This is a genomic window from uncultured Actinomyces sp. (assembly GCA_900541895.1).
Lineage (GTDB): Bacteria > Actinomycetota > Actinomycetes > Actinomycetales > Actinomycetaceae > Pauljensenia.
The window spans coordinates 11421-33918 of sequence record UWSI01000003.1 but is presented as its reverse complement, the minus strand read 5'-3'; the positions used below and the strand labels follow the sequence as shown (position 1 = coordinate 33918).

Annotated in this window: 20 protein-coding genes; 15 read left to right on the top strand and 5 right to left on the bottom strand. The window is 56.4% G+C overall.

Features of this window, described 5'->3' with window-relative positions:
* Positions 1–17: 17 nt before the first annotated feature.
* Genes QZR18_RS01640 through QZR18_RS01625 form a run of 4 tightly spaced genes read left to right on the top strand, consistent with a single transcriptional unit; the run spans position 18 to position 6996 of the window.
* Positions 18–983, top strand: a complete 966-nt coding sequence (locus QZR18_RS01640; RefSeq protein WP_019126856.1) for a MoxR family ATPase — start codon at positions 18–20, stop codon at positions 981–983.
* A 42-nt stretch (positions 984–1025) separates the two neighbouring features.
* Entirely contained in the window at positions 1026–2465 is a 1440-nt protein-coding gene (locus QZR18_RS01635) for a DUF58 domain-containing protein (RefSeq protein ID WP_295910115.1), read from the top strand.
* Complete coding sequence (locus tag QZR18_RS01630) at positions 2465–4993, top strand: transglutaminase family protein (RefSeq protein ID WP_178704195.1); 2529 nt, start codon at positions 2465–2467, stop codon at positions 4991–4993. The genes QZR18_RS01635 and QZR18_RS01630 overlap by 1 nt, the downstream gene beginning before the upstream one ends.
* Positions 4990–6996 (top strand): serine/threonine-protein kinase, encoded by a 2007-nt coding sequence (locus QZR18_RS01625; protein ID WP_178704192.1) that lies wholly within the window; start codon positions 4990–4992, stop codon positions 6994–6996. The genes QZR18_RS01630 and QZR18_RS01625 overlap by 4 nt, the downstream gene beginning before the upstream one ends.
* 27 nt (positions 6997–7023) lie before the next feature.
* On the opposite strand, the gene QZR18_RS01620 is transcribed toward QZR18_RS01625, so the two are convergent.
* Genes QZR18_RS01620 through QZR18_RS01610 form a run of 3 tightly spaced genes read right to left on the bottom strand, consistent with a single transcriptional unit; the run spans position 7024 to position 10957 of the window.
* Positions 7024–8307, bottom strand: a complete 1284-nt coding sequence (locus QZR18_RS01620) for a S8 family serine peptidase (RefSeq protein WP_178704190.1) — start codon at positions 8305–8307, stop codon at positions 7024–7026.
* Positions 8304–9647 (bottom strand): type VII secretion protein EccB, encoded by a 1344-nt coding sequence (eccB, locus tag QZR18_RS01615; RefSeq protein ID WP_178704187.1) that lies wholly within the window; start codon positions 9645–9647, stop codon positions 8304–8306. The genes QZR18_RS01620 and eccB overlap by 4 nt, the downstream gene beginning before the upstream one ends.
* Complete coding sequence (locus QZR18_RS01610) at positions 9647–10957, bottom strand: EsaB/YukD family protein (protein WP_178704184.1); 1311 nt, start codon at positions 10955–10957, stop codon at positions 9647–9649. Before QZR18_RS01610 ends, eccB begins: the two co-directional genes overlap by 1 nt.
* Positions 10958–11136: 179 nt before the next feature.
* Here QZR18_RS01610 and QZR18_RS01605 point away from each other — a divergent pair, with 179 nt between their 5' ends.
* From QZR18_RS01605 to QZR18_RS01555, 11 genes are all read left to right on the top strand, one after another.
* Positions 11137–11457 (top strand): WXG100 family type VII secretion target, encoded by a 321-nt coding sequence (locus QZR18_RS01605; RefSeq protein WP_178704182.1) that lies wholly within the window; start codon positions 11137–11139, stop codon positions 11455–11457.
* A gap of 16 nt (positions 11458–11473) precedes the next feature.
* Entirely contained in the window at positions 11474–11785 is a 312-nt protein-coding gene (locus tag QZR18_RS01600; RefSeq protein WP_178704179.1) for a WXG100 family type VII secretion target, read from the top strand.
* Between the two features lie 157 nt (positions 11786–11942).
* On the top strand, positions 11943–12488 hold the full coding sequence (locus tag QZR18_RS01595; protein ID WP_178704379.1) for a hypothetical protein: 546 nt from the start codon (positions 11943–11945) through the stop codon (positions 12486–12488).
* 144 nt (positions 12489–12632) lie between these two features.
* Positions 12633–14300: an alpha/beta hydrolase gene (locus QZR18_RS01590; protein WP_295910110.1), complete on the top strand. Its 1668-nt coding sequence runs from the start codon at positions 12633–12635 to the stop codon at positions 14298–14300.
* On the top strand, positions 14297–14935 hold the full coding sequence (locus tag QZR18_RS01585; protein WP_178704173.1) for a DUF4853 domain-containing protein: 639 nt from the start codon (positions 14297–14299) through the stop codon (positions 14933–14935). Before QZR18_RS01590 ends, QZR18_RS01585 begins: the two co-directional genes overlap by 4 nt.
* A gap of 51 nt (positions 14936–14986) precedes the next feature.
* The gene (locus tag QZR18_RS01580; protein ID WP_178704171.1) at positions 14987–16696 is read left to right on the top strand and encodes an alpha/beta hydrolase; all 1710 of its coding nucleotides are present in this window, start codon (positions 14987–14989) and stop codon (positions 16694–16696) included.
* Between the two features lie 134 nt (positions 16697–16830).
* Positions 16831–17328: a DUF4853 domain-containing protein gene (locus QZR18_RS01575; protein WP_295910108.1), complete on the top strand. Its 498-nt coding sequence runs from the start codon at positions 16831–16833 to the stop codon at positions 17326–17328.
* A 51-nt stretch (positions 17329–17379) separates the two neighbouring features.
* Positions 17380–18297, top strand: a complete 918-nt coding sequence (locus tag QZR18_RS01570) for a hypothetical protein (RefSeq protein WP_295910105.1) — start codon at positions 17380–17382, stop codon at positions 18295–18297.
* On the top strand, positions 18294–18722 hold the full coding sequence (locus QZR18_RS01565) for an alpha/beta hydrolase (RefSeq protein ID WP_295910104.1): 429 nt from the start codon (positions 18294–18296) through the stop codon (positions 18720–18722). The genes QZR18_RS01570 and QZR18_RS01565 overlap by 4 nt, the downstream gene beginning before the upstream one ends.
* Positions 18692–19111: an alpha/beta hydrolase gene (locus QZR18_RS01560; protein WP_295910102.1), complete on the top strand. Its 420-nt coding sequence runs from the start codon at positions 18692–18694 to the stop codon at positions 19109–19111. The genes QZR18_RS01565 and QZR18_RS01560 overlap by 31 nt, the downstream gene beginning before the upstream one ends.
* Positions 19111–19737, top strand: a complete 627-nt coding sequence (locus QZR18_RS01555; RefSeq protein WP_295910100.1) for a DUF4853 domain-containing protein — start codon at positions 19111–19113, stop codon at positions 19735–19737. Before QZR18_RS01560 ends, QZR18_RS01555 begins: the two co-directional genes overlap by 1 nt.
* Positions 19738–19739: 2 nt before the next feature.
* Here the strand turns inward: QZR18_RS01555 and QZR18_RS01550 are convergent, their stop codons facing one another.
* Together QZR18_RS01550 and QZR18_RS01545 are read right to left on the bottom strand one after the other, a co-directional pair.
* Positions 19740–21047, bottom strand: a complete 1308-nt coding sequence (locus QZR18_RS01550; protein ID WP_178703615.1) for a hypothetical protein — start codon at positions 21045–21047, stop codon at positions 19740–19742.
* Entirely contained in the window at positions 21044–22435 is a 1392-nt protein-coding gene (locus QZR18_RS01545; protein ID WP_178703612.1) for a hypothetical protein, read from the bottom strand. Before QZR18_RS01545 ends, QZR18_RS01550 begins: the two co-directional genes overlap by 4 nt.
* Positions 22436–22498 lie beyond the last annotated feature (63 nt).

Below are 22498 nucleotides of genomic sequence, written 5' to 3'. Positions count from 1 at the left end.
TGAATGGAGTCCCTCCCATGGCGCTTAGCTCGCAAGATGCCCAGCGTTTCGCCGAAACCTTCGCCGGTTTGGTCGGCGGTATCTCCCAGGCGCTGCTGGACAAAGAACCGGTGATTCGCCTGGCTCTGACGACTATGTTCGCCGGGGGACACCTTCTTCTTGAAGATGCTCCCGGTACGGGAAAGACCGCTCTTGCTCGCGCGATCGCAGCAACAATTGCTGGCACGCACTCTCGTATTCAGTTCACCCCCGATATGCTCCCTGCTGATATTACGGGCGTGAATGTCTACGACCAGAAGAACAACGAGTGGCACTTCCGTTCCGGTCCGATCTTCGCCTCTATCGTCCTTGCCGATGAGATCAACCGTGCGTCGCCGAAGACCCAGTCGGCTCTTCTTGAGGTCATGGAAGAAGCACAGGTGACGGTTGATGGCGTCACCCATGCTGCGCCTCGTCCCTTCATGGTTATCGCGACGCAGAACCCGGTGGAACAGGCTGGAACCTACCCGCTGCCTGAAGCGCAGCTCGACCGCTTCTTGATGAAGGCCTCGGTCGGCTACCCCTCGCGCGCGGCAATGGCTGAAATCCTTGATGGCTCCGCAGCCCCCGACCGTTCCAAGCGTCTCAAGCCGCTTCTTGAGAGCGGACAGGTGGTTCGCCTTTCTGAACTCGCTGCGCAGACGCACACGGAGCGCGCAGTGCTGGATTATGTTGCAGCCCTTGCCGAGGCCACGCGCGACGATGATTCCGCTACCTTGGGTGTCTCGACCCGTGGTGCTATCGGTATGGTTCGCTGTGCACGAGTATGGGCCGCAGCTCAGGGCCGTCACTTCGTCCTTCCCGATGACATCAAGGCATTGGCAGCTCCCGTGTGGGCACACCGAATTGTTGTCGATCCCGACGCAGCCTTCTCCGGTGCAACCGCTCAAGGCGTTATTGCGCGTGCACTTTCCTCCGTTCCCGCCCCGGCGGTGAGCGCCTAAACATGCGCATCAAGGAAGTCCAAGGCGTGAAGGTGGGTGATCGTGGCTAAGCATTCGGCTTCGAAAGCTCCTGCCGCTTCGCGTACCTCAGGTTCGCGCCGCGGCGCAAAACGCCCAGGGGGAGAGCACCTTGACAGCGGAAAACGTCGTCAAGGAAAACGCTCTTCTGCCAAACAAGGCGCAAGCTCAAAGGATGCAAGCGCACGCTCGGCAAAGAGCTCAGTCTTCGCCTCGGCACGCGCGACGGTGAAGACAAGCGTGGGCGGACTCCGCCAGGGAATCTCTCGTTTCGCGCAATCTTTGGGGACTGCTCCGGGTGTGAAGTACCTGCGTCAAGCAGCTCGCTCGGTGACCTCGGTTGGCTGGGTTGTGCTCTTCTCAGCACTCATCGCAGCCATCGTGTCTCACGCTTTTGGTTGGGTCGAAGCCTTCTTTGTTGCCTGCGCATGCCTTCTTGCCTTCCTTATCGCCGTTGTGTGGGTGATTGTTCCTTCCCCTCACAAGGTGTCAGTGCGACTTCCACGTCAGCGCATTGTTGCTGGCCAAACCGCCGTTGGCGAGATCACCGCTGAGAATATGTCGGATCGCCGCGCGCGCTCCGGTCTCATCGAACTTCCAATTGCCTCATCTGCACTTCAGTTCTTGGTTCCTCCTCTTCCGGGAAAGGGAGTCTGGAGTGAAGTGTTCTCTGTCGTTACCCATCGCCGAGGCCTGGTGACCGTTGGCCCCGCGCGCGCACTTCGCGCTGATCCTCTGGGTCTGATTCGTCGAATTGGCACGTGGTCTCAACCGGTGACCCTATACGTCCACCCGAAGACCATTCGCGTTCCTTTCGATGCGACGGGTATCCACGCCGATGTTGAGGGCGTCACGACTGCGAAATTGTCGTCCTCTGATGTTTCATTCCATGCGCTTCGTGATTATGTCCCCGGTGATGACCGCCGAAATGTCCACTGGCCAATGACCGCTCACACCGGGCGCCTTGTTGTTCGCCAGTTTGAGGAAACGCGACGTTCGCACCATTTGGTTGTTTTGGATACGCGTCTGGGACAGTGGAATGACCGTGATTCTTTCGAAAATGCTGTATCGATTGCGGCTTCTTTGGCCGTTGCCGACATGGCTGCTTCTCGAACCGTGTCGTTGACGACTGCCTCCGATTGGGTCACGACCAGTGCTGCAACGCGCATGCTCGATGCGATGTGTGCAATTCATGACTCGGGTGAAGCCGATCTTATGGCGCGTCTGCGTGAGGCAATCGCTAAGCGTCCCGGTCTTTCGGTTGTCACGGTCATTGCTGCGCCTACGGTTGATGACGATCAGGCTTCGCACCTGTTGAATGCCATTCCGGTTGATGTGCGCAGCGCGGTGGTTCGGGTTCGCCCCGGCCATCCGAAGCTGCGTCGTTTGAGCCACGGAACTTTGGCTGATTGCCCGACTCTTGAGGATCTTCCTCGCTTGGTTGCTGCGGGAGGTTTGGCCTGATGTCTCAAACCACCACCGGTTTTCACCTGGGCGCCCGTGCCGGCTTCCAGATCTCTCGCCGAGGCCTGCCGGCCTGGTTCCTCATTGGTCTAGTTCTGCTTTTCCTTCCCACCATTTGGGTTCACGAGGCCGTTTTTGGCTCGTGGGTTGGCGTGCGTGCCGCTGCAGCCGGCGTTGCTGCGGGGCTTTTCGTCGCCTGGGCCTCGAGCTTCTGGCGCTGGGATTGGCTATCGACAATTGCTGGGCTGATCGCAGCTCACTTCCTTATTGGCGGTGTTGCGGCCTACCCCTCGACAACTTTCTACGGGCTTCCTACTCCACGCACCCTGCAGCTCTTGGTTTTGCAGGTGGTCTATGCGTGGAAGGACCTGCTGACAATCACCCCGCCGGCCTCGGCCTACGTTGGTCCAGCAATGGTCCCGTGGCTGAGCGGTCTGCTGTGCTCCTTCATCTCGGCGCTATTGGTGCTTCGCGCTGGGCGTGCAATTGCTGCAGTTATTCCCGTGGCCGTAATGGGAGTTATCGGTATTGCTTGGGGTAAGGGCGGTACCTTCCCGAACATTTGGTTGATCGCCGCATGGTGGGCACTTGCCTTGGGTTGGTGTGCATGGGCAGATCAGTACCGTCGACTCGAAGCAGGATTGGATGTTCGTGTCGGCGGCGGAACCGCATCGGATACCTCAGCGACGCTGGGGGAGACCACTCAGGGCGGCTCTCAAGGAAGTATCCACCTGGGACGCCAAATCGCCGGTGGCGCGCTGGTCATTGCGGTTGTTGCCGCTGCCGCTATTCCGCTCACTAATGCCTATGGACCGTGGTATACCCGCGTTGTGCTTCGCGATGTTATCCAACCCCCGTTGGACGCGCGTCAGTATCCCTCTCCGCTATCTGCTTTCCGTCACTACAACGTTGACTTGCAAGAGCAGAATTTGATCCACGTGGATGGTCTTCCAGAAGGCGCACGCGTGCGTATCGGCGTCATGGATAGTTACGACGGAACGACCATGACAATGAGTGCTCCGGGAAGTGGTCCCTCCGATGGCTTTATTCACGTGGGATCGACCTTGCCGCAGCAACAGGCTCCCGAAGGCAGTTCGTCAGCTCATATGACCTTCACAACCTCGCAGCTCCTTGGCCCGTGGGTTCCGATCGTCGGTACGCCTTCGACCATGAATTTTGATCAATCGGCTTCAGCTTCTGGTACCCAGGCGAACCAACAAGAGGGTAATCCGAACGCCGCTGTGGTGACGACGCTCTCTGATGGTCTCTACTACGACATGTGGGCGAATGCTGCACTTGCGACATCGAAGAACGTTCAGGGCGGAACCATGGTGTACTCCATGGATTCAACGGTTGCTCCAATCTGGTCGGATGGTCAGCTGTCAGGAACCCGTGCTGTTCCCTATCGCGGTGGAGATAAAGGCGTTCCCGACTCGGTTCGCGATCTGGCGACTCAGACCTCAGCAGCCGAGCAGGGCGATCTTGCAAAAGCCCGCGCGATCGAGCGCTACCTGAAGGAAAAAGGCTTCTATTCGAATGAAGATAACGCTCAGTCACGCCCGGGTAACCGGGCAGACCGCCTGAGCCGCATGCTTGAAGCCGAGCAGATGATCGGTGACGATGAGCAGTACTCCGTGCTCATGGCTCTGATGCTGCACAACCTCGGTATGAACGCCAGGGTTGTCATGGGCGCCTATCCGAATGAGTCGAAGGGCGGCGATGTCGATCTTCGTGGTTCGGATGTCCACGCCTGGGTTGAGGTCGAGTTCCAAGGAGTCGGTTGGGCAGTTTTCGACCCGACCCCGCCGCGCGACCAGGTGCCTCAAACCGATGTCCCGAAGCCGCGTTCCGTGCCACGTCCTCAGGTTCTTCAACCGCCAGAGCCACCCGAACAGCCCGCGGAACTTCCCCCGACAACTACTGATCGTGGTTCAGATTCGAATGATGACTCGCGGCTGAAGATTCCGTGGCGAATCATTGCAACCGGTAGTGGAATTCTTGCGATCATCGCAATCCCACTTCTGGCTATTGTGCTGGCCAAGAGTCGCCGTACCAAGAAGCGCCGCTGGTCCGCGCCTCCGCAGGCACTGACAGGTTCATGGGACGAAGTCGTTGATCTCGCACGCGATGCCGGCGTTGTCGTGCCGACCGACCTTACACGTCAAGAGGGCGCGTGGATGCTCACGACGTCACCGTTGTGGCCAGCAAGCGCAGCCAAGAGCAGCACCTCAACCCCTCAGTGGTATGAATTTGGCGAAGAACTTCCCAGGCCTGTTCGCGTTGCTCGTTGGGCAGATACGGCTGATTTCTCTGGTGATGAGGTTCAGCCCGAACAAGCGACTGATTCCTGGCAGATTGTTGATGAGCTGACTCAGGAGCTGCGCGAAAATGCAACTCGCTGGACCCGGATTCGCCGTGCGCTTTCCTTGTCCTCACTCAGCGCGCGCTACCGTCAAAAGCACGGTGCTTCACCGATGGGTGTGCTTCGTCGCCGTCTTCGTCATCCCTTTAGAGGTAAGCAATCATGACCCCTTCGGTTCCCTCTAGGCGTCTTCCTCCTCCCGAGCTTCCCGGTCACACGTGGCTGCGTGCCCTAGGCTCTGGAGGTTTCGCTGACGTTCACCTCTACCGCCAGGAGCTTCCTGCGCGTGAAGTTGCGGTGAAGGTTGCGCGCTCGGTGGGCGACCAGGTTGAGTACGCGCAAATCCGTCACGAGGCCGATGTCATGACCTCCATTGCCGGCCACCCCGCTGTGGTGGAGTTGTATTCGATTGGGACTTCACCCGATGGTCGTCCCTATTTGGAAATGGAATTCTGCCCGGTCGCAAACGTTGCCGAACAGGTACGTCGAATGCCGATGGCTGTGGATCGGGCACTTGATGTCGTGATTCGTTTGTGCGGTGGCGTTGAGATGCTCCACCGTAATGGCTATGTCCATCGCGACATCAAGCCTGCGAACGTCATGTTCGACTCCTACAACTACCCGGTCTTGGGAGACTTCGGCGTTGCCTCTCGTATTGGAGCTTTGGAAAAAGGAAGCCTAGATGGCTTCTCAGTGCTCTGGGCTCCACCTGAACAACACAATCGTTCCACCCACGCACATCCGACTCAGGATGTGTGGGCACTGGCAACAACCTTGTGGACATTCCTCAGCGGGCGTAGCCCATTCGAGGATCCGGTTGGTGACAATAGTGCTGCCTCGGTAGCTGCTCGAGTCTATGAGGGACGCATCCGTGGGCTTTCTCGCCCGGATGCCCCCAAGGAACTTGAGCGCGTTTTGCGCCACGCGATGCAGCTGGATCCCCGGAAGAGGACTGCCTCAGCGGCTGAACTGGGCCGGCAGCTTCAAGATATTCAGACCCTCATGGGACGCCCGGTCACCAAGATGGAGCTGCGTGACGGTAATACCGTAGGCAGTTTTGGGGCTCATGGCTCTTCGGCCGGCGCCGCTGATGACACTGCGGCTTCGTGGGGGGCTGTCCAGGGCGAAAATTCCCCGAATGCGGCTCAAGATGAGGCGACCCGTCTGCGTGCGATGCCTTCGATCGATGCCGAGCGAACGCGTTTGCGTGCGCCTTCCCTTGACCTGGGGCAGGCTGCCTCTTCTTCCGCTGCCGAGGCCGCATCTCCTTCACCCGCATCCGTAACCAATCCGGTCAGCGGGAATGCCGCGGAAGGGAGTGCGTCCAGTGGAATGCAGTCTCAGCCCGTCGATGCCTCGCTTTCGGGTGTGCAAGGCCCGGGTATGCACGCTCCGACACCAACCCAGACCCCGGAGAACCAGCAGGATTTCCCTGGTCTCCACCAGCAGGATGCATCTGCGGTTGGCGCAGCTAGCGAGCAATTTGGTGCCGGATATGCACCTGCCCCAGACTCGTGGCATGCTCCGGGGCATACCACTCAAAATACCTTCGATACCGGCCACCCCTTGGGCTATCTTCCAGATGGTCGACGTTCGGGCCCGAAGAAGATCATCGCGATCATCGCGCTTGTCGTCATGGCGATGGTGGTTTTAGGCGCCGTCATTGTTGCAATGCTGACGGGTGGAGGCAGCATCATCGGGGTGGGGAATCAGACTGCTTCCCCTACGGCCTCGGCAAGTAGCTCTTCCACGCAGGGATCGCAGGGTGAAGACCCGATTGCTGTTCCTCCGCCCGCGGTTGACCAATTGGTTGCACGCGTGAATGGTGAGGATATTCAGTGGAGTTGGACTGACCCCGCGGTTGGGACGACATCGGCTGGGCATAGGCGTTATGTCTACACCGTTTCAAAACCGGGTACGGATGATGCGGTTGCTGAGACGCGCCAAAATGCGGTGTCGGTGAAGGCAGTTCCCGGTGAGGTATGCATCGAGGTCGTGTCAGTGGCAGAGAATGGGCGCTCCTCGCAGCCCACGAAGAACTGCGTGACAATCCCTGAAAATGGGAATGGCCAGAATCAAGAGGGCGACAAGAACCAGCAGGGTAACGGCCAGCAAGGTAATGGGCAGAACCCACAGGGCGACGCAAATACGAATAAAGAGCAGCACTAACTACTCTGAAATTCGGCATACGCGACTTCAGGCCTCTTTACTGCGCAACCTGCGAATTAAGAGCACTGCGACAACAATCGTGAGGCCCGCACTGGAGATTCCCAATGCCCACATTCGACGTGGAGTCGTCGTATCAACCGGAAGATCAGGTTTCACCATAACCGGATCTGCTGTCTTTTGAATCGGTGGGTACAAGGGGTTTGTGGGTCCAGGCATTTTCCCGTCATTGACGAAATTCAATGCGTTAAAGGGGGCGACGATTCCCCATCCCTCTTCGGCAGTGCGCTGGGAAGGCGTTGGGCGAAGTGCGGTGGCCAGAAGGCGATACTTCCACTGATCAGGGGTCTCGTTCGGATACCTTGCAGCAATCAACGCAACAATTGCGCCCACGTACCCCGTCGCATACGAGGTCGAGGCTCCCTGCGTTGCGAACATGCAGTCACCGTTTGCAAAGAAGGTTGACGCAATTTGCGAACCGGGTGCAGCGATTTCTACGTGGGTTCCGTGAACGACGGATTGGCTGGGGTTACCTTGCGCATCGACCGCGGTGACCGCCAAGGCCTCGGGGTATCCCGCGGGGAAGCGGACCGCAGTGTCTTGCGATCCCGACTGGGTTTGCTCGACATTGCCTGCCGAGGCCACGACCAGCGCGCCCTTTGAGTGCGCGTACTGAGTGGCTGTGCGCAGGGAAACATCGTCAGAGGTCAAGGATTGCGGGACGACGATCACGCGAATTCCCTGATCGGCAGCCCAACGAATACCATCGGCTGTGCGCGCAGCTGTCGGCCCCTTGCCCGCGCGCTTGGCGTCGTCACTGGAGTCAACGTAGACGCGCACGGGGACAATGGTTGCTCGCGGGGCGAAGCCGACAACGCCTGAACCTGAGACCTCACGCGCGGCGATCTGTCCGGCGATTGCGGTGCCATGTCCGAAGGCGTCTTTTCGCCCGTCACCAGACTCAACCAGGTCGGTACCCGGCTCAACTGAATCCTTGAAGTGGGCGTTTCCTGCGGCAACACCCGAATCAACGATCGCAACGCGCACTTGACCCTGCGAGAGTTTCAGGGCCTCTTTCATTCCGAGGAACGAGTAGGCCGAAGGAGGCTGAGTGATCCACTTATCGATACCGATTTGGCAGCCTTCCTCGGGCTGTTTTGTGGCGGATCCCCGCTTTTGCTGCGAGTTCGTCTGGTCGCTTCCCTGAGTCTCACCCGGTGTGGGCGTATCCGCATATGCGGAAGGAAGCGCAACTGCGCCACACAGCGCCAGAGCAGCAAGAGAGCTCAGCGTGCAATTTGTCAGTCGATTCACTGAGCACCAACCGTTTCCCAAGCCGCAGCGGAAGTGAGTTCTTGACCCTCAGGAATGAGCGCTAGCCATGCTGCCGGAAGGGGGGAGACCGCAGTTTCGGGCAGTCCCAAGCGTTGCAGTGTATCGCTGGGGTTATTTCCTAAACCGTGGGCCTTACCAATGTCAGAGACAAACACGATAGGGCCGCTTGACCCACCGGAGGAGGAACGGACCAGTGCACCTGAACCGCCTCGAACATTGACCTCGCGCGGGTGAAGTTGAGCGAGCTCGGAGGTGGGAATGGACTTAAGAACGGTCTCTGCCTTGGAGTGGTTCACGACGAGTTGAGCGCATGGCGCTGCATCGGCCCCCAGAACTTCACCAACCTGGCTGGGCCAATCCGAGGGGATGACGCCCTGGTTATTCACCGTCAGTGATGCCAGTTCTGAGAGGTCAATCATGAGGTTTTGCGGACTTCCGCGATCTGCCCACGAGGCCTGGTAGAGCTTGTACGAGAAGTCCGTCAGCGGAGTAATAGTTCCGTCGTCAGTGATGACGTAGCGACGCGGTGTTCCGGATTCGTCGACCTCGATAATTGTTCCGACCTGTGCTGCGGTGATTCGCGGCGACATTCCAGAAACCGGGCGACCCAGGTTCGGGATATCGACGGGCGCCAAAGTTGACCCTTCGGTGAACAAGTTCAGCCAAGCCGCGCTCACCGGGGTGATAGTGCGTCCGGACAGGTCGAGCACGTTGACAATGGCTTGTGCGTGCGCAATTTCGATGGGGTAGCGGACCCCACCTGTGACCAGGTAGAGCCTTCCTTCGTTGGAAACGAGGGCGCTGGTTGCGTTGCTGAGGCCCTCGGGGCTACCAGCAACCCAAGTTTTGATTCCAGACGAGGCCGCGCATGCGGTCCAGTCGTAGGAGTGCAGTTGGTCTGCAGTTGGGATGTCGTCGGGAACATCGCTCAGGCCGATCGCGCTTCCGCGGGGAATTCCCTCGAGCGAGGAAGTCGAAACCGAGGAAGTCACAAGCTTTCCACTTTCACTGAGAAGCTTGGCGGAGGTGACGTTAGAAACGGGGCGAAGTGTTCCTTCGATCGAGTAGTAGCGTGCACCTTCAGCCTTCGTGATGATCAGGTGCGAGTCTTGCCAGCCGCTGGGAAGCGTCGGCACGAACCTACCGACAGCAACTGCAATGAGAACTGCAAGTGCCGCAAGCGAGGCTCCGACGATTAGAGGGCGAGTGGTTGATTTTGATTCGAGCTCTTTTCCTCCGGGAGTACCAGAGGTGAATGCCGTGACCAGGCGGCGACGATTGAAACGTTGCGCTTCAAGGATGTCCTTATTTGATGGCATTACAGGACCCCCCATACCAAAGTCGTGATGGGCACCAGTGCCAGCAAGGTGATAAGCGAGAGAGTGTCAGCGATTCGGGTGACCCATGGGCGCATCTTCGGATCGATAACGGTCAGTGCCAGGACAAGCCCGGTTGCAATGAAGAGCAATAGGACAATTGGAATGAGTGCCTGAGGCATGAGGATTGCGCTACCGATTGCGCTGACAAGGATCAGGATGATGCCCAGAATCGCACCGATCAGGACCTCGACTCGTGAACGCAAGGACCGTGTTGAAAGCAGAAGAGCAACGCCTCCGCAGATAAGAAGGAGCAGTGAGTAGCGGGTATCAAGAAGAAGTGGAACACAGATCAAGATTCCCAGCGAAGCGCCAGTTTTAAGAGAAATGGTCAGGATATGACCGTCGTTTACCTTACGAACAACCTGGTAGGCGTCGATAGTTTCGGGGTTTCCTGTCACGCGAATAGGAATTCGAGCCATCGCAAACCAGGGAGCGATCAAAATAAGCACTATTAATAAGGTATAGATTGCACTTGCCGAGCGCTGGGTTGAAAGGTGTGCAAATCCCGTAAGCAAGCCGATTATTGCTGCTGATAAGCCATAGGTGAGGGGCGCAGCAATGGAGCCGTGCAAGGTTTTGGGAAGAATGATCAGCAGGATTGCTGCGCTAACCATCGCTGCAATTCCAAAGCCAGCCAGTGGAAGGGCTGACCAAGAGCCAGGGATTGCGCTCATGACTGCGCTACCGGCAAGGATCGGAATTGAGTGCGCAAGAGAGAGGGGAGCAAGGCGCTGGGTTGAGCGCGAAATCAGTGCGCAGGCTAGAGAGGCCAGTAAAGTTCCGGCCAATCCGGTAATTAAACCAAGGTAGCTTCCTTTGCCTCCGGTGAAGATCAGAACGGCTGCAGTGAGGACCAACAGTGCAGAAGCATGTGTGCTAAGATCTACCGAATTGTCAGAATTCCATGGAGCCTGATCGTTTTCGACTGCGGTTCCCACGGCCTCGACTAAGTCGTCATAGCGCAAATCCTGTGTGCTGTCGCCGATTTTGGACAGAATCAGAACGGATCCGGCTTGGATTCCTTGGTTGATCAGGGTCTGGCTCTGATCGAGAACTCGGCCCTGAGAATTCGTAATTCGGTACCCCTGAGAGGCAGAACTGGCCGATAATTGTGTGATTTGCGACACAATATTTGGGGCAAATTCGGCCAGTGCAACGTTCGTCGGGACCGACATATCGACGGTGTTCTCACCCATGCGAATGCTAACGGGCATAAGGGCTGGAGGCCTGGATGTGGTAGTGCTTGCCATGAGGTTCCTTTGCTCAATAGTGCTGCCTTAAGCCTAGCTGGTTTCATGAAACCTGTATTTGCATTCCCAGAGCGCTTCGATAATGTAATAACCGAAATCGCGATTGTGCCCTCCGTTACAGAGGGTCGATCAATGCAAGACTTCGGGGGGACCCGAACGACAAACTAGGAGGGTGGACCATGAGCGGTGCAAATATTTCTGCAGAACAAGCCAGCTATGATGCCATTCGCACAGCTGTCACTAACCTGCAGGCCTACCTGCAGGGCCTGAACGCAAAGGTTAAGGGTGAGGTCGCTACCGCTATCGGTGGTTGGCAGGGTGGCGCCTCACAGGCGTTCAACTCCGTCATGGAGCAGTGGGATGCTGGCTCGTCCAAGACCACTCAGGCACTGACCGATTTCGAAAGCGCACTTGCCTCGGTTGGCGCTCAGACAATTCAGAACGAACAAGATGCCCAGCAGACTGTTGCCAAGACCGGCGCAGCCATGCTGAACATGTGAGTAGATCGGAAAAGAAATGAACGGTGGAGATTTTCGCGTAAGCCCGCAGCTGCTCCAGCAGGTCTCGGCTGATCTGCGCACGCAGGCGACCGATCTGCTCAGCCGCCTTGAGCAGTTCAATAAGGACGTTGAAGCACGTAGCGCCACATGGGAAGGTGCTGCGAAGGAGTCCTACACCCAGAAGCATGGTGAGTGGACCGCTGGTATGCACCAGATGCAGCAGGCTCTTGATGCCTTCGCAGGTCTGGTTGATCAGCTTGCCGGCAACTACGTCGTCACCGATAACACGGGTGCGCGTACCTTCAATGGCCTAGGTATTGGCCGCTGATGCGACTCATGCGTAGCGCTCGTGAGTGTTGCGCGTAAACGGTGTGTGGGTGAGTAGAGAAATCTGCTCACCCACTGCCGTACTTACAGCAACTTGATCGGCCGAAGTGGGTAGATCGTTGAATTGGGCTTCCTTAGAGGGGAAAACAGCCGTGGTAATGATCAATGTCGTTGACGGAGAGTACGGCGCGACCGCGAATACCTTGCAACAAGTTTCCGGCGAATTGCAAGGCGCAAAAATTGATGACTTGTCCGAGGCAGTAGAGTCTTCAATGAGAGGTGCCGATTCGATCGCGAAGGCAACCGAGGTAGAGGGCCGCTACACATCCCTTCTTGTCTCACATTCGATAGCTCTTGAGGAACTCGCTCGAGCTGCGCATGCAGCCGGTGTCAACCTTGCTCAGACCGAAGCAGATAATACTCAACAGGCCAATGCTCAGGGCCAGGCTGCTCTTGCAGGAACAGCGGGGGCGACTCCGAGTCTGGCAAGATATTCTGAACAAGCATCGGCACTCAATGGTTCTTCCAGAGGTCCGCTGCGTGGGGGGTATCAGGGGCCCACCTTGCCGACGACTGCGGGTGGTGCTCAACCTGAAATGCCTGTGTATCGACCTGGGCAGGGAATGCCTCCCTACGCGCCGAGTCCCGCTGTGCAAGGTCCTGTTCCTCACCCATCGCCCGCTCCAGCTCCTGTGGCACAGTGAAGCTAAAGGCCTAAAGGCGTAAAAATGGCGTTAACGTGGAGTCAGGTTAAAACCTGGAGTTCAGACAGTTTGTCAGGTTATGTAGGGACGGTTGGCAGTAGGCGGGACACTGTTCTTAAGCAGGTCAATGCCCTTCAAGCTCGGATGAGCTCCTTCGAAGGGGAGGGGCAAACTGCAGATGCATTACGCGAAAAGATGACCGCTGCCCAGAAAGAACTCGAAATACTTGCCGATGACTTGGCAGAGGTTCAAGATGCGGTTGTTGCCGCGGAACGAAATGTTTCCGAAGTTGAAAGTGCTGTTAAGAATGCTCTCTCGGCCGCCTCGCTGAATGGATGCGACATTTCTGATGATGGTAGTGTCTCCTGCCATATTCCCTACGGAACCGATGGAACAGGTGCAATTCAAGCTGCAATCCAGAAGATTGAGGTGCTAGTTCTTGAAGCATTAACACTGGCGGATTACGCGGATTCAACGTTCCAAGCGCAGCTAGCTTCGGCGGGCACCGAGAAAAGCACCTCCTCAATGCCGGAGAAGGGAGCCCGCCCGTGGTCGAAAGAGGAACAAGAAAAGTTTCGCAATATGTCGCCGGAGGAGCGTGCGAAATTCTGGTCTGAGCAGACCTACGAGCAAAAGCAATATGTATGTGATCGCTATCCGCAGTTGATCGGAAATGCGGATGGTGTTGAGGCGTGGGCGCGAGACCGTGCAAACCGAATTAACTTGAGGGAAGAAAAAGCTAAGACTGAGAAACTAATTCGAAACCTTGAAATCTCAGTACGTAATTCTGCTCAATACACCTATCCAGGTGGCGCCTATGGAAACGATATCTATCAGAGAAATAAGGATCTCGACGACAGACTTGACCGAGCCAGAAGGGACCTAAAAGCCCTAAACAAAGTTGAATCGACTCTGGCGAACGGTATCTCTCTTGAGGACTATCAACATGGGATGAAAGGGGATCCGGTTTCTCTTCTAACCTTGCAAAATGATGGCCGCAGGGTAAAGGCTGCTGTTGCTCAGGGCGATGTCGACCATGCGAGTAATATCGCGACCTTTGTCCCCGGAATTGCGACTACTGTCGAGGGATCACTCGAGGGCTATGTCCGTCAGACAAAAAATCTTCGTGAGGCTGCGGCTGCTCAGGGAAATATTTCGACCAAAGATGTTGCAACCATTGCGTGGCTGGGCTACGACGCTCCCGGTGAGGCAAATCTATCCAATGCCGGTGACATTGCCTCTCCGAAGCTCGCACAGGCTGGTTCGGATCGTTTGGCGGGCTTCCTGACCGGGATGCAGGCTTCTCGCGAGTACGGCGCTGGGGATGCGCATATGACGTTGGTCGGGCATTCCTATGGTTCGACGACTTCTGGCATGGCAGCGACGAAGGTAAAACCAGGTGTCATTGATGATTTGGTGCTGTTCGGTTCGCCTGGTATGGGTACTTTTGATCCATCCGAGCTAAATGTAAATGAGAGCCATCGCTGGGTCTCTGGTCTTCCTGTGGGGGATAACGTTCAGGGCCTAGGGGGGATTCTCAGAAAGAAGATCGGAATCGCCGGATTAGGTAAAAATCCCATGGATGCAAATTCCACTTTCACCCATCTGTCTGATGATGCAACAGGTTATGAACGTTATAACCACGATGCACCGCCCAGCAACCCGGGTCTTTACGCTCTCGACACCATCGTGCGTCTTTATACGCATAATCACCCTTCGCTTCCGAGCTTCGATAACCATAATTTTTACCTCGAACAGGGAACCGAGACGCTTCAAGATATTGGCCGTGTCGTTGCAGGGACAAAGAAATGAAGTCTCTGAAGTTTCTGCATGCCTTATGCCTCCTTGGAGCAAGTGCGCTCATGCTTGCCGCGTGTTCGCCTGGTGTGCTTGATCCAACCAGCGGTACTTCGACAGCATCATCATCTTCATCAAGTGGAAAGACAAAGAAAATGAACTATTGGGATGGGGATCTTCCTCTGGAAGCGCGTCAGTCTGTACAGGCTTTTCAGCGTGATGAGGAACCGAAGATTCTTGAGTTTCGTCGTCGGCTTGCCGAGGCCGGTGGGGGAGCGTGGGAAGCACGTAGCTTCGGGTCGAGCATTGCGAAATGGGATGACGATTCTGCTGGATTTTCTCAAGACTCATGGGAGCTGCAAGGTCAGGTGACTGCTGGTCCCTTTGTTGCCATCCCTGAGATCGAGAAGATTGGTCGCGAGCTTCTGTCTGAGACTTATCCCGATTATGAGTTGGGTTCTGATAAGGGCGGGGTTCGTCAGCTTTCGTGGAGCGATCCGGTTAATGGTGGTTTCCTCTACGTGACCGTTCACGAGGGAAAAGCCACTTTAATGCGCTACCAAACGGGATTACGTCCATCGGATGGGACGACTGCTAACCCTCGTGATTTCATCTCCAGTCGTGTCGATATCGATATCCCTGAAAAGTAATTTGTGAAATTCAACTTCTAGTGTCTGTTCAAGGAAGTCGAAGGAAAGACAATGTCGTTAACATGGGGCCAGATTCAGACCTGGAGTTCAGCCGGTTTGTCCACATATGCGGGGGCGGTTGGCGTAAGGCGAGATACTGTCGTTAAGCAGGCTGAAGCTCTTCAGGCGCGCATGAGTTCCTTCAAGGGCGAGGGAGCAACCGCGGATGCATTGCGTGCGAAGATGGGCGTTGCTCACAAGGAATTGACGACGCTCGCCGATGACCTTCTAGAAATCCAAGAGGCCGTCAAAGTTGCATCGGGTGACGTTTCCCAGGTTGAAAGTGCAGTCAAGCTGGCGCTGCAAGAAGCGTCCTCGACGCACTGCACCATTTCCGCAGCGGGAATAGCGACATGCAGTTCGGCTGGGAACTCGATGAGTGAATACACTCGGCAAAGCATTGAATTTTCGGTTAATCGATTGGTGGGGCAGGCGGTCGACTTGGCCAATACTGCCGACACGACGTTGAATGCTCGCTTAAAAACCGTCGGGACGCCGGGGAGTACCGCGAAATCGACCTCGACGCAAACTCATGATCTTTCGGACGCAGAACAGAAGAAGTTCAAAAAGATGACGCCGGAGGAGCACGCGAGGTATTGGTCGCAGCAATCTGAGGCGCAGAAACAGCATCTGTGCGATACGTACCCGGATCTGATCGGTAACGCTGATGGCGTTGAGGGCTGGGCAAGGGATCGCGCAAACAGAAATCGTCTCCCGAAACTGAAGCAGGAAGCTAAGGACAATGTCTCCATGTACACGGAGCTCCTGAAGATCCCGTGGATTGATGACAATACTCGTGCGCTCTATCTGAGTGAGTTGGATAAGGCAGAGAAGGCAGTGAAAGCCTATGATATCGTGCAAGAACAGCTCGACAAGGGCATAAGCCTTGAAGACTACCAGCATGGGAAGGAGGGGGATCCCGTGTCGCTCCTGACTCTTCAAAACGATGGTGCGCGAGTCAAGGCCGCGATGGGTCAAGGCGACGTTGATCATGCGAAGAACGTGGCGACTTTTGTTCCCGGTATTGGCACGACAGTTGAAGGCAGCACGGTTGAGTACATGCGACAAACCCAAAACCTGCGTATGGCTGCGATGGTTCAGGGGAGCCTGGCTTTAAGCGATGTGGCGACTGTTGCCTGGCTGGGCTATGATGCTCCGGGTGAGTTTGATTGGAAGAAGCACCCTGAGGATGTTCCGGGGATTATTTCCCCCTTCCTTGCTCAGGCGGGGTCAGATCGTTTGGTTGGTTTCATGAACGGTATGCAGGCCTCGCGTGACTACGGCGCGGGTGATGCGCATATGACCCTCGTCGGGCATTCCTATGGTTCGAGTACCTCAGGCATGGCGGCAACAAAGGTCAAGTATGGCGTGATCGATGACCTAGTGTTGTTTGGTTCTCCTGGTATGGGGACTTACGATGCGAAAAACTACCACGTTGATCAAAATCATCTGTGGGTCTCGGGGGTCCCGAAGGGTGATAGTGTCCAAGGTGCGGGGGCATTCAGAGGTGGAATCGTCGGTAGCTTGGGTAAGAACCCCATGGACTCTGATTCAGGGTTTAGTCACCTCTCGGACGATGCGACAGGCTCGCCGAAATACAATAAGGATGCCCCCGCAAGTAAGCTGTCTAATTTCAACTTTGATAACCACAGTATCTATTTGGAAGACGGCACCGAAACGCTTCAGGATATCGGTCGCGTTGTTGCGGGGGTGAAGCGCTGATGCGCGCCGTGTGGCGGTCTGTGTTGGGGGCGGCTTGTGTGCTGGCCCTGGCAGCTTGCTCGCCCGTCCTGAGGGATCCCCAGAGTGCGGCTACACAATCGGCATCACCATCTAAGAGCGGAAAGGCAACAAGCATGGTCTATTGGGATGGAAGCCTCCCCCTGGAGCAGCGTCAGTCCATTCAGGCATTTCAGCGTGATGAGGAGCCGAAGATTCTTGAGTTCCGTCGTCGCCTTGCCGAGGCCGGTGGTGGAGGCGCGTGGGAAGCGCGCGCCTTTGGGTCCCAGATCAATAAAGAGACTGACCAATCCTCAGGCGATGATCAGCCGTCGTGGGAGCTTGTTGGGCAAGTTGTTGCTGGTCCTTATGTTCCCGTTCCTGAGGTCGAAAAGATCGGCCGTGAACTCTTGTCAGAGACGTATCCCGAGTATCAATTGGGCTCGGATAAAGGTGGTGTTCGTCAGCTTTCGTGGAGTGATCCGGTTAATGGTGGTTTCCTCTATGTGACCGTTCATGAGGGCAAAGCTACCTTGATGCGCTATCAGACGGGTTTGCGTCCATCGGATGGGACGACTGCTAACCCTCGTGATTTCATTCCTGGGCGCGTTGATATCGATATCCCAGAGAAGTAGCTTGTGAAGCAAGTGCTGTAGTATCCATCCAGTGGGTTCAAAGGAATAACAATGTCGTTAACCTGGGCGCAGGTGAAAACCTGGAGAGCATCAGATCTGGATATCTATGTCGGAAAAGTTGGAGTTCGTCTTGACGTTGTGGATAGACAGACTGAGGCTCTGCAGCAGCTTACGTTGTCTTTCAGCGGCGAAGGAGCAACCGCAGATGCACTACGCAGAGCAGTGGGGAAAGCTCGTTGGCAGCTCAGGAATTATAGCGACGAACTAGGTGACCTCCAAGTTGCTTTGAGGAACGCTCTATTTGAGGTTGCTGAAGTAGCGGAAGCGATTAAACAGGTAGAGAAAGTTGCTGCTGGATATGGTTGCGTAATTTCCCAAGATGGAAAAGTTGCGTGGAGAGACGCGACAAGTGTGCAGAGTGAAAGCTATCGACACGGTGCTGATGCGAACCTTGAACGAATGGTGGCGCGTGCAATTGCATTGGCAGATTCCGCAGATAGCGCGCTCAATCAGAAGCTGAGTTCTTTTGGGACAGCCCCGGGAAAGGAACCCACGAAACCCGGACAAATTCGCGACCTATCCCAGGCCGAGCAAGAGCGTTTCAAGAATATGTCTCCAGAGGAACGAGCAGAGTACTGGTCGGCGCAAAGCGATGAGCAGAAACGTCATCTTTGCGATACCTATCCTGAACTGATTGGTAACGCTGATGGTGTTGAGGTTTGGGCACGAGATCGCGCAAATCGGTTGAATCTTGATGCCAAGGAAGATCGAGCTAGGGAGAACCTGGCTCGCTATGAGGGTTATTGGACCAAAGCGCGGACGAATGAAGATCGCTACCTGATAGGGGAGAAAATACAACGCGCAAAGTCGGATCTTGCCGCTTATGAAAAAATCCGTTCTACACTTGCGAATGCATCAGCCTTGAAGACTATCAGCATGGCAAGGCGGGAAAGCCTATTTCGCTATTGACGCTTCAGGATGACGGACGCCGTGTTAAGGCTGCGGTGGCTCAAGGTGACGTCGATAATGCAGCGCATATCGGTACTTTTGTACCGGGGATTAGTACGACTGTTAACGGGAGTCTCAAAGACTATATTCGCCAGATGGAGAATTTACGTCAGGCAGCCGCGGATCAAGGTAACCTCGCATTGAAAGACGTAGCAACGGTTGCGTGGCTCGGTTACGATGCTCCCGGTGACGCCAAATTTGAGAATCTTAGTGATATCACCTCGCCTAAACTCGCTCAGGCCGGCTCTGATCGTTTAGCTGGTTTCTTGAACGGAATGCAAGCATCGCGTGAACACGGTGCGGGAGATGCGCACATGACTTTGGTTGGTCATTCCTATGGCTCGACAACGTCGGAATGGCGGCGACAAAGGTTCATGATGGCGTAATCGATGATCTCGTTCTCTGCGGTTCGCCGGGTATGGGGACCTATAACGCTTCAGATCTACATGTTGCTGAGGGGCATCGTTGGGTTTCGGGTGTCCCAATTGGGGATAGTGTTCAAGGTATGGGATCGCTACTTCCTGGAAGCACTATCCGCTTGGGATACCTCGGAACCGATCCGATGCACGACAAGACATTCACACATCTTTCAAATGATGCGACTGGGTATGTGAAGTATAACCATGGCGCGCCGCCGAGTGATTCGCATTTGTGGCTGCCGATGCTTAGACTCGGTCTTGTCTACCCACCGAATTTTGATAACCATAGCGTCTATTTAGAAGATGGAACGGAGACGGTTCAGGACTTTGGCCGAGTTGTTGCAGGGGTGAAGTAGTGAGCTATCGGGGTATTGTTCGCGTATGTGCGGTACTTGGAGTGGCAATGATTGCTTTGAGTGCCTGCTCTATTGGAGGTGTGGGCACTAACCGGTCCACTGCCACATCCACCCCGACTGTCAAGAAGGCTGTCTATTGGGATGGAAGCCTCCCCCTGGAGCAGCGTCAGTCCATTCAGGCATTTCAGCGTGATGAGGAGCCGAAGATTCTTGAGTTCCGTCGTCGCCTTGCCGAGGCCGGTGGTGGAGGCGCGTGGGAAGCGCGCGCCTTTGGGTCCCAGATCAATAAAGAGACTGACCAATCCTCAGGCGATGATCAGCCGTCGTGGGAGCTTGTTGGGCAAGTTGTTGCTGGTCCTTATGTTCCCGTTCCTGAGGTCGAAAAGATCGGCCGTGAACTCTTGTCAGAGACGTATCCCGAGTATCAATTGGGCTCGGATAAAGGTGGTGTTCGTCAGCTTTCGTGGAGTGATCCGGTTAATGGTGGTTTCCTCTATGTGACCGTTCATGAGGGCAAAGCTACCTTGATGCGCTATCAGACGGGTTTGCGTCCATCGGATGGGACGACTGCTAACCCTCGTGATTTCATTCCTGGGCGTGTTGATATCGATATCCCAGAGAAGTAGATTTACCGACTAACCGACAACTTCCGCTCGCCCAGCAGAAGCACCGTTCCAAGCGGCACCTTGACACGTTCACCGCGGGGGAGTGGCTGAGTGGTGCCATCGGGCGCCTGTAGTCGCGTGCCATTTGCTGAGAAGGTGTCTTCGACCCATATCGCATCGCCATCGGCCGGTGCGACACGCAAGTGCGTGCGCGACAGGGAACGCGTGGAATCCGCAATTGCCACTGCCCGTGCATCAGATGGTGTCTGTTCGGGGGCGCGCCCCAACACGATGGGAGCATTGACTTCGATTCGCTGTCCGTCATCAACGATGATTGCCAGAGGCGCCGCCTGCGCGAATGCGGGGGCAGAGGCCGGTGCGCTCGTTGCGGGAGTGGCCTGAGGCGTCGGTACTTGCGGAACTCGTGGCATTGCCGAGGCCGGGCTGTGGCGCGGGGGAGTGGGCACCTTGGGTGTGGCCGGAGTTTGTACAGCTTGCTGCGTAGGCATGGGCGCGGGCATCTCGCTGAGGACTTGGCTGGGAGCCTCGGGCATCGGTGAAGGTGCTGGTAGGTCGGCTGCGGGAACTCCCGCCGGCGGAATACTCAAAGCAGCAGGATCGGAAGCAGGAACTTCGGGGGACGTAACGCGCGGCCCTGCCCACTGATGTGCCGGGGCAAGTGCGGCGGGATCCATTCCCTGAAGCTGCGCAGGTGCGGCCCCAACCCCAGCCGAGGCCTCGGCAAACGAGGGGGAATATTGCTGGGAATAAGCGGAAGCTCCAGTGTCTGTGCGGCCAGCGCGGACGTCAAGGTTTCCCATCCCGCAGACGCGGTCAACCCAGGTTTGGCCATCTCGGGCGATCACCCAAGTGACTGCCGGTCCAACGACAGTCGCGTGCAAGAGCAACATGATCAGGCTGTGCGCGCTCTGGCGAGCCAAGCCGGGGGCGTGACCGGCCTCGAGACCCGCATCGGTGGCTACGGGTGCCATTGAAATTGCGGCCACTTGCATGGCGAAAGCTCCGGGAGTCCTTCCTGAATGCGCGCGAATCAGAGTGCCAACGATCCATGTCTCAAGCGCAACGATCACTGCAATGGCGATCGAAGGATAGAACCACCAAGAAAGCGCGGTAATTGCGACAAGGCATGCAAGGTCAATGAGGTAGGCCGTAACCAGAGCACCACCGGTCGCGGGCGCTGAATACGCCACGCTGGGCTGGGGGAGGCCTCGCTGGATACTACCTTGTTGAGCAGCGGCCAGATGAGCCGGGTCCACACCTATTGCCTGAGAAACGGGGAGCTGAACCGGGGTAATGCGAAGCTCACTCATGATGCCACCTGTCGAACGAGTTCAAAAAGATCCGCGGCGAAAAACGCAGCTGGGAAAACAACAGTCAATGACAGTGCTTGGAAAATGTCGGTAAAACGCCCAATAAGTGCGGATTGTTCTTTGCCTGAACGCAGGCGAGTCCACAGAAGAGAAACACAGCCGATGAAGACAAGAACAGCTGCCGCAATGGGCGTGCCAAGAAGGGCTCGGGAAGCGGGGGAAATAAGTAGCGTTGCAAGCAAAATGACTGCTCCCACGCGCGGAACGACTCGCGAGGATGCCCAGCGGCGCTCGCGGGGAACAACGACAAGCGCGATCACTGATGCGCAAACCAGCACCAGTGAGGCGATCTGCTGTAACGAATGAATCCCGATCATCGAGTAGATGACTGGAAGCGCAACAATGATCAGGCCAAGACCAAGGTATTGGACCAGTCGAGTACGCGAGGTCGCATCAGTGACAGTGCGGTTGACGCGGCGGCCGGTAATGCGCGAAGGAGAGGGAACCTCGGGTGCTCGGACAGTGGGCGCGGAGGTCGTCACGAGGGGCATATCCAGCAGCTGGGTCGCGGGGATGCGTACTGACAAGCTGGGCGAGGCGGTGATTGCGCATACTGCGCAAGCGATTGCGAAGGGCGCAACTCTGGTCAGAGAAGCATTGAGATAGGTCAACACAGTCGCACTTGCCGTAAGGATGCCCCAACTGAGCGCATGTGCGCTTGTGAGAGGAGTTGGGCGCCAGAGCCAGAGCCCAAGTGCAACGCCCGTTGCTCCCCACAGGGGGAAGAGGAGGGCAGCGACCTGCGACATTGTGGAGATTTGCGAGGCCTCAAGATAGATTCCTGCGCTTCCCAGAGCGGGAAGGACGCCAAGGAAAGAAAGTCCCGCAGCGAGAGTCCAGCCGGACAACAATCCGGCGTTGGAGTGGACGTGTTTTTGGTAGAGGACGACAAGGCAAAGAGCAAGCGAGAGCACGCCGATTGTCAAAGGTGCCCACCATGGCACACCCGCAATGATGGCCAATAGGTGGGCAAAGAGAGTGCAGAAAATGAGAACCGCGTCCATTGCAAATGCCAGCAGGGCGCAGATGCTCAGAGCAAGGGAAGGGCGGAACCAGGGGTCGGAAGCTCGCTCAATTGCGCGTTGTTCTTGACGCTGGCGCTCGCGGCCAGAGGTAATGGAGATGAGGACTCCCTGGGGAAGGTCAGTCCCCAAGACCGCGCCAAGATTAAGGGGACGACCGTCGGCACCAGTGATTTGTAGGCTCGGATCGCTTGAATCGATATCAAGCATGGAGAGTAGGCCTGTGACCGTTGTTCCCAGCGGAACAACCAAATCTTTGACGCCGGAAGCGTCGGTGACGGTTACCGCCGCCTGTTTCTGGGTCACGCCTCCTCCTTCATGCGGTTGTGCCGGAAATTGTCCTCGGTGCCGATCCGGCTATTGATCCGC

Bases quoted from the DNA above. Each gene is read 5' to 3' on its own strand.
- QZR18_RS01595 (WP_178704379.1), top strand. From the start codon at position 11,943: ATGATCAATGTCGTTGACGGAGAGTACGGCGCGACCGCGAATACCTTG.
- QZR18_RS01610 (WP_178704184.1), bottom strand. From the start codon at position 10,957: ATGGCAAGCACTACCACATCCAGGCCTCCAGCCCTTATGCCCGTTAGC.
- QZR18_RS01580 (WP_178704171.1), top strand. From the start codon at position 14,987: ATGTCGTTAACATGGGGCCAGATTCAGACCTGGAGTTCAGCCGGTTTG.
- QZR18_RS01630 (WP_178704195.1), top strand. From the start codon at position 2,465: ATGTCTCAAACCACCACCGGTTTTCACCTGGGCGCCCGTGCCGGCTTC.
- QZR18_RS01550 (WP_178703615.1), bottom strand. From the start codon at position 21,047: ATGAGTGAGCTTCGCATTACCCCGGTTCAGCTCCCCGTTTCTCAGGCA.
- QZR18_RS01560 (WP_295910102.1), top strand. From the start codon at position 18,692: ATGGCGGCGACAAAGGTTCATGATGGCGTAATCGATGATCTCGTTCTC.
- QZR18_RS01605 (WP_178704182.1), top strand. From the start codon at position 11,137: ATGAGCGGTGCAAATATTTCTGCAGAACAAGCCAGCTATGATGCCATT.
- QZR18_RS01585 (WP_178704173.1), top strand. From the start codon at position 14,297: ATGAAGTCTCTGAAGTTTCTGCATGCCTTATGCCTCCTTGGAGCAAGT.
- QZR18_RS01570 (WP_295910105.1), top strand. From the start codon at position 17,380: ATGTCGTTAACCTGGGCGCAGGTGAAAACCTGGAGAGCATCAGATCTG.
- QZR18_RS01625 (WP_178704192.1), top strand. From the start codon at position 4,990: ATGACCCCTTCGGTTCCCTCTAGGCGTCTTCCTCCTCCCGAGCTTCCC.
- eccB (WP_178704187.1), bottom strand. From the start codon at position 9,647: ATGCCATCAAATAAGGACATCCTTGAAGCGCAACGTTTCAATCGTCGC.
- QZR18_RS01590 (WP_295910110.1), top strand. From the start codon at position 12,633: ATGAGCTCCTTCGAAGGGGAGGGGCAAACTGCAGATGCATTACGCGAA.
- QZR18_RS01640 (WP_019126856.1), top strand. From the start codon at position 18: ATGGCGCTTAGCTCGCAAGATGCCCAGCGTTTCGCCGAAACCTTCGCC.
- QZR18_RS01575 (WP_295910108.1), top strand. From the start codon at position 16,831: ATGGTCTATTGGGATGGAAGCCTCCCCCTGGAGCAGCGTCAGTCCATT.
- QZR18_RS01600 (WP_178704179.1), top strand. From the start codon at position 11,474: ATGAACGGTGGAGATTTTCGCGTAAGCCCGCAGCTGCTCCAGCAGGTC.